An 11,654-nucleotide genomic window follows, 5' to 3' on the forward strand; every position below is an offset into this window, starting at 1 on the left:
ACGGTGGAGCCCGACCCCCCGCAGACCCGGCTGCAGCCCCCGCCCGTCGCCCTCGGCACCGGGGCCGTCGCCCGGCGCCTCGGTGTCTCCCCGACCACGCTGCGCTCCTGGGAGCGCCGCTACGCCATCGGTCCCGACCGCCGCGAAGAGGGCCGGCACCGGCGCTGGACCCCCGAGGACATCGCCCGGCTGGAACTGATGTGCCGCCTCACCGCCCAGGGCGCACCCCCGTCCGAGGCCGCCCGGGTGGCCCGGGGCGTCACCCCGGAGGACCCGCCCACGGCCGATCCTGCCGCCCCGGCCCCCGGCGGGCCCCGCGCGCTGCGTCTCGGGGACGTCCGCCCGGAGTGCAGGGGGCTCGCGCGGGCCGCCGTACGACTGGACGCGCCGGCGGTGGAGGACCTGCTGGCGGCCGTGCTCGCGGAGCTGGGCCCGGTCACCGCCTGGGAGGAGGTCATCGCGCCGACGCTGCACGCCGTGGGCCGCAAGTGGGCCACGGCGGGGGAGCGTTACGTCGAGGTGGAGCACCTCCTGTCCTGGTACGTCTCCGCGGCCCTGCATCGGATCCGGCCCGCCCCGGAGCCGCTCCCGGCCCCGCCCGTGCTGCTGGCCTGCGCGCCCGGGGAGCAACACAGCCTGCCGATGGAGGCGTTGGCCGCCGCCCTCGGTGAACGCGCCATCCCGGTGCGGATGTTCGGGGCCGCCCTTCCCGCCGACGCCCTGTGCGAGGCCGTCCGGCGGACGGGTCCGCGGGCCGTCGTCCTGTGGGCGCAGTCCCGTACGACCGCGGACGCCTCGCTCGCCCGGTCGGTGGCGTCCATCGAGTGGGGCCCGCGCGGCGCCCGCGGCCACTCGGCGCTGCTGCTCGCCGGGCCCGGCTGGGGCGCCGCGGCGGCGGCCCCACCGGCCCGGGCCGAGCGGCTGTTCGGGCTCCGCTCGGGGCTGGCCGTCATCGAATCGGTTGTGGCACCCCGGGTTCAAGGGACCGCTCAAGGGAGCGTTCGAGGGACGGCGCGAGGGACTGCCGCAGGACGTGCAGCGCCCGCCGCATGTGGCTCTTGACGGTGCCCAGCGGGAGCCCGGTGCGGTCCGCGATCTGCGACTGGGTCAGGTCCGCGTAGAAGGCGAGCCGCAGCACCCGCTGCTGCGCCGACGGGAGTCGGGCCAGCTCGCCGAGCAGCAGCACCCGTTCCACGGCCCGTTCCGGGCCCGGCTCCGGTTCCGGCCGGGCCTGCGCGCAGACGCGCGCGGCGGCCCGGACCACCCGGGCCCGCCGGGTGCGGGCCTCCAGGGCGTCGGCCACCTTGTGCCGGGTGATGCCGGTCAGCCAGGCCCCGAGGCCGCCCGGCCCGGGCCGGTACCCGCCGCGGCCCCGCCACGCGGCGAGGAAGACCTGCTGGGTCACGTCCTCGGCCTCCCGCTCGTCGCCGAGCGAACGCACGGCGAGTCCGTGCACCATCGGCCGCCAGCGCCGGTAGACCGCCGCCACGCATTGCTCGTCGCCCGCCGCGAACCCCGCCGCCAGCCGGGTGTCGTCCTGGTCGTCCATGCCCCGAGCCTCGCGAGAACGGCATCCGAGGCCAACTTGCATCGTTTCCGCATCGTTTTCGGATCGGCCGCGGGTGTCCCGGCACCGCCGGTCACCGGCGCTCGGGTCCGTAGTCCTGCAGTCCGAACAGGGTGATGGCGTCATCCAGCGCCTCGGCGAGACGTCCCAGCCGCTCGGGTTCGGCCTGGACGTGACGCAGCCGCACCGGACCGGCCAGCGGCGCGGTGGCCAGCACCCCGCCACCCTGCTCCGTGACGTGGATCAGGCGGCGGCGGTCCTGCGGGTCCGGCGCGACCACGACCAGGCCGCGATCGGCCAGCCGGTCCAGCATCTGTCCGATCGTGGCGGGATGCATGAAGAGGCGCTCCCGCAAGGCCGCCAGGGGCATGGCCTGACCGGGACCGGCCCAGTCGGCGACCGTCCGCAACACGGCCAGCTGCTGGCCGGTCAGGCCGTAGTCGCGCTCGAGGACCTGGTTGAGCTTGGCGAAAGCACGCTCCAGCCGGGCCCAGGCCTGGACCACCGTGACAGCTTCAAATTCATTGTCACCTTCACCATCGCCATGCAGGAACCGTCAGCCGCATCCGTCGGCGCCGACTTCCCCCATCAACTCGCCGCCCTAGCCGCCTACGCCCGAGAACTCGGCACCGCCCGCCGCCGGCCGGACCGGCCGTAGCCGGCGGCGCCCGGCCATCCGGCGGTGACGGAGACGGCGACGGTGGCCTGCAGCGGGAGCCCTAGACCGATGGCTCGCCGCCGGGGTGCATCAGCGGCTGGGTCAGGTACACCACCGCCACCACCAGGACCAGTACGGCGGCCGGCAGCAGCAGCCACCCCACCGACCAGCCGGTCCGTACGAGCAGCGCCCCGGCCAGTCCGCCCGCGAACATCGCGCCGACCGACGAGGCCCGCCGCATCCAGGCCGCGGTCCCGTACCCGAAGGCCCGGTCCTGCCCGAAGACCGAGCCGCCGAGGAAGGAGGTCAGGGAGCGGGTCACCAGGGTGGTCGGCACCCCGGCCAGGTTCACCCGCAGGCTCGTCACGTTCCGGATCCCCATCGCCAGCGACAGGGCCGCCGAGACCAGCAGCTGCCGCGTGCCGGGAGCCCCGAAGCGGGGCGCCAACCCCCATCCGGCGGCTGCGGCCGTCAGCACCAGCACCGCCTCGGCCGACAGCCCGGCCACGAACCAGCGCCGGCCCCGATTCTCCACGAAGGCCTCCAGCCGGGCCCCGCACGCCGCCCCCAGGGCGAACGCGGACAGCGAGACGGCGGGCGCCAGCGCGGGCAACGGGCCCGCATGGGCCACGCCGAAGGCCAGGAACAACACGTTGCCCGTCTGCATGGCCGTGAAGACGGGCCCGAGCGCCAGCAGGCTGACCGCCTCGGTCAGCCCGGTCACCGCGGTCAGCACCAGCAGCAGGAGGGTCAGCGGAGGTGGCGTCGTACGGGAACCCGGGCTCATGGGCCCCGACACTGACAGGTCCGGCCCGCTCGTCCGGCGCCGACATGCCGCAGGGATTAGGGTCCGAAGGGTGAGCGATCTTCTGCTGGTGCGGCACGGCGAGACCGCCTGGAGTGCGACCGGACGGCACACCGGGCGCACGGACATCCCGCTGGCCCCGCGCGGGGTCGAGGAGGCGATCTCGCTCTTCCCGTACTTCCGCGACCGCACGCCCGCCCTGGTCCTGACCAGCCCGCTGCGCAGGGCCGCGGCCACCGCGCAGCTCGCCGGCCTGACCGGCGCGGTCACCGACCCCGACCTGTACGAGTGGGACTACGGCGGCTACGAGGGCATCACCACCGCCGAGATCCTGCGCGAGCGCCCCGACTGGTCCCTGTGGACCGACGGGGTGCCGCCGGGCGACGAGGAACACCCCGGCGAGAACGCCGCCCAGGTCGGCGCCCGCGCGGACCGGGTGCTCGCCAGGGCGGCCGAGGTGCTGCGCGCCGACCGGGGCAACGTCGTCATGGTGGCCCACGCGCACCTGCTGCGGGTGCTGACGGCCCGCTACCTCGGTCTGCCTCCCGAGGAGGGACGCCTCTTCCTGCTCCGTACGGGCACCTTCAGCAGGTTGTCCACGGAGCACGGCCTGCCCGTGGTCGCGGGCTGGAACACCCGCCCCTAGGCCGTCTCTTCCGGATCTTGCCGGCCTGACCGGCAAGATCCGGAAGAGACGGCCTAGCTCCCGCCTCGCGCGCGGGACCCGTCTGCGTGACGATGCGTACATGGCCCACCATGGCTCGGACGGTATGCCCCCGCAGCCCCCGGAACCGGTTCCGGCCGGTACCGACACCGTCGCGGAACCGGGGCTCAAGGCCAACGCGATCGGCTTCCTCGACGCGCTCGTCATCGGCCTGAACTCGACCTCGCCCGCCTACTCCCTGGCCGCGGTCATCGGGCCGATCGTCGCGCTCGCCGGCATCTACGCACCCGGCGTCATGCTGGCCTCCTTCGTCCCGATGCTGCTGATCGCCGCCGCCTTCTACTACCTCAACAAGGTCGACCAGGACTGCGGGACCACCTTCTCGTGGGTGACGCGCGCCATGGGCCCCTGGGCGGGCTGGCTCGGCGGCTGGGCCATCGCGATGACCGGCGTCCTCGTCATCGGCTCGCTGGCCGACGTGGCCGTCCACTTCGGCCTGCTCGCCGCCGGACTCGACAGCTGGGCCGCGAACGAGGCACTGCGCCAGAGCCTGACCGTCGTCGTGATCCTGGCCATGACCGCGGTCTGCGTCATCGGCACCGAGATGTCGGCCCGGCTCCAGGACGTCCTGATCCTCGCGCAGGTCTTCTTCCTGCTGGTCTTCGCCGTGGTCGCCCTCTACCGCGTCTACGCCGGCACCAGCAGCCTCGACGGCACCAGACCCGCACTCGAGTGGCTCAACCCCTTCGGCGCCGGCGGCGCCGCCCTGACCGGCGGACTGCTGCTCGGCGTGTTCATCTACTGGGGCTGGGAATCGGCCGTCAACCTCACCGAGGAGGTCGAGAACTCGGCCACCGCACCCGGCAAGGCCGGCATCTGGTCCACCGTCGTCCTGCTGGTGACGTACCTGTCCGTCGGCTTCGCCGTCGTCGGCTACGCCGGGACGAAGTTCCTCGCCGAGAACGCGGGCGAGGAGGAGGCCGTCTTCGCGGTCCTCGCGCACGAGGTCATGGGCGGCTGGGACTGGATGGTCCTGCTCGCCGTCTGCACCTCCGCCCTCGCCTCCACCCAGACCACGATCATCCCCGCCTCCCGCACCGCCCTGTCCATGGCCCGCCGGCACGCGCTGCCGCCGAAGCTCTCGCGCATCCACCCCCGGTTCCGGACCCCGGACGTGAGCACCTGGTGGGTGGCGGGCATCGCCATCGCCTGGTACCTCGCCGTCAACCAGATCAGCGAGAACGCCCTCCTGGACTCGCTGACCGCGCTCTCCCTGCTGATCTCCTTCTACTACGCGCTCACCGGCCTGGCCTGCGCCGTCTACTACCGCCGCCACCTGCTGGAGAGCGTGCACAACTTCCTGCTGATCGGCCTCGGCCCGGTCCTCGGCGCCGGCCTGCTGGCCTGGCTGCTCGTGCAGTCGGTCGACGACATGTCCAACCCGGAGAACTCCGCGAGCGGCGTCTCCTGGTTCGGGCTCGGCCCGCCGCTGGTCATCGGGATCGGCATCGCCGTCGTCGGCGTCCTGGTCATGTGCTTCTGGCGGATCAGGGACGGCCGCTTCTGGCAGGAGCGGCGCGGCGTCGCAGATCCGGCCCTCGTCCACGCGCCCAAGAAGCCCCGGAGCCCGGCAGCCCCGAAATCCTGAATGCCTCAGCCCCGTAGCCCGTAGCCCGTAGCCCGCAGCCCCGCAGCACCGGCCGGAAGCCGGAGAGGAGCCCCGATGTCCGTCGTCCTCGGGTACGACGAGTCGCCCGGCGCCGAGCGCGCCCTGCGCGTGGCCCTGGAGGTGGCCACCGCCTTCGGCGAGCCGCTCGTCCTCGTCTACGGAGCCGCCGCCCCGGGCCTCACCGGTGAGGAGTACCGCGCGCACCAGGAGGCCGTCCGGGAGGCCGGCCGCAGCGCGCTCGCCCGGGCGGTGGAGGCCGCCGACGAGGCGGGCGTACCGTCCACGGTCGAGGTGGCCGACGCGAAACCGGCCCAGGCGCTGCTCGACGCCGCCGAACGGCACGACGCCCGGGTGATCATCGTGGGGAGCTGGGGGGACAGCCCGATCCGCGGCGCCCTGCTCGGATCCACCCCGCACAAGCTCCTGCACCTCTCCCCGGTCCCGGTCCTGTGCGTCCCGACCGAGCACGCTCCCGGGGACTGACCCGCCGCTCCGCCTTCGGGGCTCGCACCGCGTCACGCCGCCGGGCGGGTCCGTTGGTCTCTTCGTGGCCGAAGTTCCCCACCATCTTCTATACCAATGGCCCAGTAGGTGCGGGCCGAGTTGAGCCATTGCCCCCGCGAATGCTTATCTGTGTCGTATCCATGTATCTACGGCGCCACGCAGCGCCGGACGGCAACGAGGCCGCTCCGGACCGTGGCGCCTTCGCCGTGCCCGTCCACCGCCCACCACCCCCGGGCGGACGCGGGTCCGGCGTGCTCCATCGCAAGGGGGGCGGCACACCGCCGTGAAGAGGATGTTCGTGGCTCCGGATCCGGGGCGCGCAAGACTCAGGAACGCGTCCCGCGCCGTCATCGGCGTCGCTCTCGCCGTGGCCGTGGCCGAGCTCTGCGGGCTCTCGCTCGTCGCGTCGATCACCGGGGGACTGGCCGCCCTGCTCGCCCTCTTCACGGTGACCGACTCGACCGTGCGCGCCCAGCGGGTGACCACCGCCCTGCTGCCCGCCGCCGGATTCCCCGTGCTGGCCCTGGCCACCACCCTGCACGGCGTCCCCCTGGCCCGCGACGCGGTGTTCGTCGCCGTGGTGTTCGCCGGGGTCTACGCCCGCAGGTGGGGGGCGCGCGGCCACGCCCTCGGGATCTTCGCGTTCATGAACTTCTTCATCACGCAGTTCCTGCACGCCCGGCCCGGGCAGCTGCCCGAGCTCTACGCGGCCGTCGCGCTGGCCCTCCTGTCGGCCGGCGCCGTGCGCTTCGTGCTGTGGCCGATCGAGCGCCGCGTGCCGCCCGCCGCCGTACCGCCCGCGCCGCCCGGGACCGGGCTGGCCCGGCCGACCACCCGCCAGGCCTTCCAGGCCACCGCCGCCTGCGCGGTCGCGCTGGGCATCGGCCAGGCCCTGTCGGAGGACCGCTGGTACTGGGCCGTCGGCACCACCTGGTGGATCTTCGTCAACACCACCTCGCGCGGCGAGACCCTGGTCCGCGGCTTCCGCCGGGTCGTGGGCACGGTGTTCGGGATCGGGGCGGGCCTGCTCATCGCCATCCCGCTGAACGGGGCGCCCGCGCCCACGGCGGCCCTGGTGGCGCTCTGCGTCTTCGGGATCTTCTACACCGCCGCCGTGTCCTACAGCTGGATGATGCTGGCCGTCACGGTGATGGCCGGCCTGCTCTACGGCCTGCTGGGCGTCCTCGACCCGGGTCTGCTCGTGCTGCGCCTGGAGCAGACGGCCGTCGGCGCGGTGTGCGCCGGGCTGGCGGTGATCCTGGTGCTCCCGGTGACCACCCACGCGACCAACGACATGTGGATCCAGCGCGCCCTGCGCTGCGTGCGCACCTGCACGGCCGAGGCCGCGGCCCGGCTCGCCGGCTCCCCGGTGGCCGACCCCGCGCCGCACGCCGCTGAGCTGGAACTGTTCCTGGGCCGGGTACGGCTCTCCCTGGCTCCGCTCGTCCACCCGCTGAGCCCCTACCGCGGCCGCAAGGCCCGGGCCCGCCGGGTGCTGGCGCTGCTCGACGAGTGCGCCGTGGAGGTCCGCGGGCTGGTCTCGGTGGCGGCGGACCCGGACGCGAGCCACGACGCGCGGCTCGCGGCGGCGTGCTGGCGCGTGGAGGCCGCGGTGGAAGCCCTGCTCACGCCGGAAGCGGAACGCGCGGCGGAGGCGGAGCTGCGGCCGGCCGGAGCGGCCGTGAACCCCGGGCGGCCCGCTTCGGGGCCCGCGCTGGCGCACCTGCACGGTCTGGAGCGGCTCCTCGCCCAGCTCGACGGACCCCTGCGCAGTGCGTCACGCTCCCCGCTGGTGGGCGCCTGACCCCGGGCTGCCGGGTGCGTACCGGCCGGTGTCGAGGACTCCGGCCTTCGCGAGGCTGAAGCCGAGTTCGGCCCTGCTGCGGCTGCCGAAGCGGGTCGAGGCGCGTTTGATGTGCGCGCCGATGGTGCGGGTGCTCAGGCCGAGCCGTTTGGAAATGGCCTCGTCCGTATGCCCCTTCACCATGAGTTCGAGAATCGCGTGCTGGATTTCGTCGGTGAGCCGGGGAGGGCGTTGTCCCGTGGTGTCGAACTCGACGGGGACGGCCCGTTCCCACACGGCCTCGAAGGTTTTCGTGAGGTACTGGATCAGGCCGGGTTCGCGGATTTCCAGGGCGTACGCCTCCTTTCCGCTCGCGGCGAGGACCGCGATGAAGGCGGCCGACCGGTCGCACACGATCAGCCGCTCGAACCTCTCGCCCACCGTCCGCACTTCGGCGCCCTCTTGGGTGACCCGTTCGATGTGGGCGAGCGTCGGGCCGTGCGCGCGGACGGTGTGGCCGTAGATCGTGCGCTGGCGAACCCCCCGGCCGGCCAGGGCGAGATCGCGGGGCAGCGCGTCGGTCAGCGCTCCGGAGGGCCGGCCGCCCTCGGGGTGCGCACTGAGCAGTTCCTCGGTGCAGGTCTCCAGGGCTCCCTGGACGGCGGTGTCGATGACCTCGCGGCCGATCAGCGGCTGTACGTGGGCCTTGTGGCGCTGGCGTTCGTGCCGGTAGACGGCGTCCAGCGGGGAGAGGGAGGCGATCAGGGCGTCGAGGGCGGCCCGCTGGTCCAGGATGGCCCGTTTGATCGGCCGCGCGAGGGTGATCGCGGCGACCGAGGGCGGTACCGGGAGGTGTTCGGGGGAGCCCTCCAGTTTCCGCAGCAGCCCGAAGGCGATCAGGCAGCTCGGAACGGTCCCCGATAAGCCGCCCTCGCGTAATGCCGTTCGGTAGGCGGCCGCGCAGTCGCCGCAGACCGACGTGCAGCCGTCCATGTCGGGATGTGCGGTGTTGGTGTTCATCTGGACCCCCTTCTTGTTCCGGCAATGCAAGATCAGGATGCCCCGGTCCGTTGGCCGCGGGGGAGGGGAACGGCAGGATCCTTCCTGCCTGGTGATCGCGAAATGACCCACATGACCGGTGGCGGGAGTGGCGACGGTGAAGCGAAACATTCGTTCCGAACGCAGGATTCCGCCGGCAGGCCTGATCGAGGCGCTGGACATGCTGGCCCGGGCACGCAAGGCGGTGGACGACGCGTACGGATCCGACGAGCAACTCGCCCGAGTGGCGTTGCACTTGATCGACTGCGCCGCCGACGCCTCGGCCCTGATCTCCCGCGAAGACGGCCTGGAGGCGGCCCGCGAGGCGCTGGGCTCCGCCCGCTCCGCGGTGGTCGCCGCCACCGCGGCGGTCCGCGTGATCCACGACGCCGACCGCGCCGCCCGTCTCTGAGCCTCCGGTCCGAGCGTCCGGCGATGCCGCGGATGGTACGTCCGCCCCTGCCCTTCCCGCAGGCCGATCGATGAAGATCACACGGAGGAGTGTTCCGGGCGCGCCTTCCACACGCCGCTGACCTGCGGCGTGTACAACGGGTGATTGTTCATTGCACATTCATCCGGCAGGGCGCTGCTCCACGGCGCGCGGGGTGGACCTGGTCGGACAGGGGGTAACCGCCCGGAATGGAAATACTTCAAGAGTGCTCCAGCACCGCTCAGGTGTGGGAAGCGGCCGAGGAGTTCATCCGACTGTTCCACAGGGAGAGTCCGGACGCGGGTGATCCGCGCGAGCGGCTCGCCGCCGTACGGGCCGAGCTCGCCGAGACGGGCACGTACCGGCACACTCCCGAGGAGCTGGAGCACGGCGCCCGCGTGGCGTGGCGCAACAGCAACCGCTGCATAGGCAGGCTGTACTGGAACTCGCTGCGCGTCCGCGACCGCCGCGGGCTCACCGATGCCGACGGGATCGCCGAGGAGTGCTTCGAGCACCTGCGCGAGGCGACCAACGGCGGCCGGGTCCGGCCCACCATCACGGTCTTCGCCCCCGACACCCCGGACCGTCCCGGCCCGGTCATCTGGAGCGAACAGCTCGTCCGGTACGCCGGCTACGGCGACCACCCCTCGATAACCGTCGGCGACGCCCGCAACGCCGAGCTCACGAGCGCCCTGCTGGCCCTCGGCTGGTCCCGCGGCCCCGGCACCCCCTTCGACCTCCTCCCGCTGGTCGTGCAGGGGGTCGACGACAAACCCCGCTGGTTCGACGTCCCGCAGGACGCCGTGCTGGAGGTGCCCATCGAGCACCCCGACGGAGCGGCGGGCGGTGACGGCTGGTCGGACTGGGGCCTGCGCTGGCACGCCGTACCCGCGATCTCCAACATGTGCCTGGAGATCGGCGGCATCCACTACCCGGCGGCGCCCTTCAACGGCTGGTACATGGGCACCGAGATCGGCGCCCGCAACCTTGCCGACACCGACCGCTACAACCTGCTGCCCGCGGTCGCCCGCCGCATGGGCCTCGACACCGCCAGCGACCGTTCCCTCTGGAAGGACCGCGCCCTCGTCGAGCTCAACCGGGCGGTGCTGCACTCCTTCGACCGGGCCAAGGTCACCATCGCCGACCACCACACGGAGTCCCGGCGCTTCCTGACCCACCTGGAGAAGGAGGAGCGCAAGGGCCGTGACGTGGGCGCGGACTGGTCCTGGATCGTGCCGCCCATCTCCGGGTCCGCGACCCCGGTCTTCCACCGCACCTACGAGGACCGGCCGAGCTCGACCGCCTACGTCCACCACCCCGGAGCACAAGAACGTGCCCAAGGGCGGGATTTGGTCTAGACCCTTCTGTTACCGTCGCTCCCAGGGGGTACCTCCCAGCGGTAGCTGGGGGAGGATCCGGAACGGCGGAGAGGGGCTTCTCGTGGGCGACGCGGACAGTGGTGTGGGCGGTACGGACCGTACGGCCGACGGCGGCGGACACCGGGCCTGGATCGGCTCGTTCACCTCGGGGGGCGGCCGCGGTGTCACCACCGCGGCCGTGGATCCGGCCACCGGAGCGCTGACCCCGCTGTCGGCGACGGACGCCGTCGCGGACCCCTCGTACCTGGCCCACGACCCCGTCACCGGCGTGCTGTACGCCGTGAGCGAGACGGAACAGGGCGCCGTGGGCGCCTTCCGGACCGCCGCCGCGGGGCTCGTCCCCCTCGGTGCGGTCGTCCCCGTCGGCGGCTCCGGCCCCACCCACCTCAGCGTGGCCGGGCGCCGGCTGCTGACGGCCAACTACACCTCGGGCAGCGTCAGCAGCCTCCCGCTCGCCGCCGACGGCTCGATCGGGGAGCCCGCCGCCGTGATCGCCCACCAGGGCTCCGGCCCCGACGCCGGCCGGCAGAAGGGCCCGCACGCCCACCAGGTGCTGCCCGCCCCCGGCGGCCGCTGGGTGCTCAGCGTCGACCTCGGCACCGACTCGGTGCGGGTCTGCGCACTCGACCCCGCCACCGGAACCCCCGTGCTCCACGCCGAGACCGCGCTGCGCGCCGGGACCGGCCCCCGGCACCTGGCCTTCCACCCTTCCGGCGAGGTGGTCTACGTCCTGCACGAGCTGGAGCCCCAGCTGACCGTCTGCCGCTGGAACAGGGAGTCGGGTGAGCTCCAACCGGTCGACGAGGTTCCGGTCGCCTCCACGGGCACTCCAGGGGCCGCAGCGGCCTACCCCTCGGCGGTCGTGACCTCGCCGGACGGCCGATTCGTCTGGGCGGCCGTCCGCGGAGCCGACACCATCGTCACCTTCTCCCTCGCCGACGGCGCGGAGAAGCCGCTGCTCACGAGCACCGTGCCGTGCGGGGGCACTTGGCCGCGCGATCTCGCCGCCGACCCCTCGGGACGCCGGCTGTACGCGGCCAACGAGCGCTCCGGCGACGTCACCTGGTTCGACGTGGACCGGGCGACGGGCGAGCCGCGCCGGGCCGGCTCGGTGGCCGTGCCCGCCGCCACCTGCGTGGTCTTCGGCTAGGCCGTCT

At 73.5% G+C, this 11,654-nt stretch carries 12 protein-coding genes; 8 read left to right on the forward strand and 4 right to left on the reverse strand.

Features of this window, described 5'->3' with window-relative positions:
* Positions 1-3: 3 nt before the first annotated feature.
* Positions 4-1,062, forward strand: a complete 1,059-nt coding sequence (locus tag OG898_RS26795; RefSeq protein WP_266959706.1) for a MerR family transcriptional regulator — start codon at positions 4-6, stop codon at positions 1,060-1,062.
* On the opposite strand, the gene OG898_RS26800 is transcribed toward OG898_RS26795, so the two are convergent.
* The 3 genes from OG898_RS26800 to OG898_RS26810 form a co-directional block, all read right to left on the reverse strand.
* Positions 950-1,549 carry an RNA polymerase sigma factor gene (locus OG898_RS26800; RefSeq protein WP_266959708.1) on the reverse strand — a complete coding sequence of 200 codons (600 nt, stop codon included), beginning with the start codon at positions 1,547-1,549 and terminating at the stop codon, positions 950-952. The genes OG898_RS26795 and OG898_RS26800 overlap by 113 nt on opposite strands.
* Before the next feature lie 91 nt (positions 1,550-1,640).
* On the reverse strand, positions 1,641-2,072 hold the full coding sequence (locus OG898_RS26805; RefSeq protein WP_250745065.1) for a MarR family transcriptional regulator: 432 nt from the start codon (positions 2,070-2,072) through the stop codon (positions 1,641-1,643).
* Between the two features lie 214 nt (positions 2,073-2,286).
* Positions 2,287-3,012, reverse strand: a complete 726-nt coding sequence (locus OG898_RS26810; protein ID WP_250745066.1) for a YoaK family protein — start codon at positions 3,010-3,012, stop codon at positions 2,287-2,289.
* Between the two features lie 70 nt (positions 3,013-3,082).
* On the opposite strand from OG898_RS26810, the gene OG898_RS26815 reads away from it, so the two are divergent.
* The 4 genes from OG898_RS26815 to OG898_RS26830 all read left to right on the forward strand — a co-directional run bounded on the left by OG898_RS26815 (position 3,083) and on the right by OG898_RS26830 (position 7,671).
* The gene (locus OG898_RS26815) at positions 3,083-3,676 is read left to right on the forward strand and encodes a histidine phosphatase family protein (RefSeq protein WP_266959711.1); all 594 of its coding nucleotides are present in this window, start codon (positions 3,083-3,085) and stop codon (positions 3,674-3,676) included.
* Between the two features lie 124 nt (positions 3,677-3,800).
* Positions 3,801-5,342, forward strand: coding sequence for an APC family permease (locus OG898_RS26820; RefSeq protein ID WP_250745086.1), 1,542 nt, complete (start codon positions 3,801-3,803; stop codon positions 5,340-5,342).
* A 75-nt stretch (positions 5,343-5,417) separates the two neighbouring features.
* A complete protein-coding gene (locus tag OG898_RS26825; protein ID WP_250745068.1) occupies positions 5,418-5,846 on the forward strand; it encodes a universal stress protein in 429 nt (142 codons plus the stop codon).
* Positions 5,847-6,159: 313 nt separating this feature from the next.
* A complete protein-coding gene (locus tag OG898_RS26830; RefSeq protein ID WP_266960464.1) occupies positions 6,160-7,671 on the forward strand; it encodes an FUSC family protein in 1,512 nt (503 codons plus the stop codon).
* Here the strand turns inward: OG898_RS26830 and OG898_RS26835 are convergent.
* The gene (locus OG898_RS26835) at positions 7,645-8,670 is read right to left on the reverse strand and encodes a LuxR C-terminal-related transcriptional regulator (RefSeq protein WP_266959714.1); all 1,026 of its coding nucleotides are present in this window, start codon (positions 8,668-8,670) and stop codon (positions 7,645-7,647) included. The two genes, OG898_RS26830 and OG898_RS26835, sit on opposite strands and share 27 nt — an antisense overlap.
* Before the next feature lie 136 nt (positions 8,671-8,806).
* On the opposite strand from OG898_RS26835, the gene OG898_RS26840 reads away from it, so the two are divergent.
* The 3 genes from OG898_RS26840 (at position 8,807) to OG898_RS26850 (ending at position 11,647) form a co-directional block, all read left to right on the forward strand.
* Positions 8,807-9,100 carry a hypothetical protein gene (locus tag OG898_RS26840; RefSeq protein ID WP_266959716.1) on the forward strand — a complete coding sequence of 98 codons (294 nt, stop codon included), beginning with the start codon at positions 8,807-8,809 and terminating at the stop codon, positions 9,098-9,100.
* Positions 9,101-9,327: 227 nt separating this feature from the next.
* The gene (locus tag OG898_RS26845; protein ID WP_250745071.1) at positions 9,328-10,476 is read left to right on the forward strand and encodes a nitric oxide synthase oxygenase; all 1,149 of its coding nucleotides are present in this window, start codon (positions 9,328-9,330) and stop codon (positions 10,474-10,476) included.
* Between the two features lie 82 nt (positions 10,477-10,558).
* Entirely contained in the window at positions 10,559-11,647 is a 1,089-nt protein-coding gene (locus OG898_RS26850; protein ID WP_266959718.1) for a lactonase family protein, read from the forward strand.
* The last annotated feature ends 7 nt before the right edge of the window (positions 11,648-11,654 follow it).

This window comes from Streptomyces sp. NBC_00193 (assembly GCF_026342735.1).
GTDB lineage: Bacteria > Actinomycetota > Actinomycetes > Streptomycetales > Streptomycetaceae > Streptomyces > Streptomyces stoeckheimensis.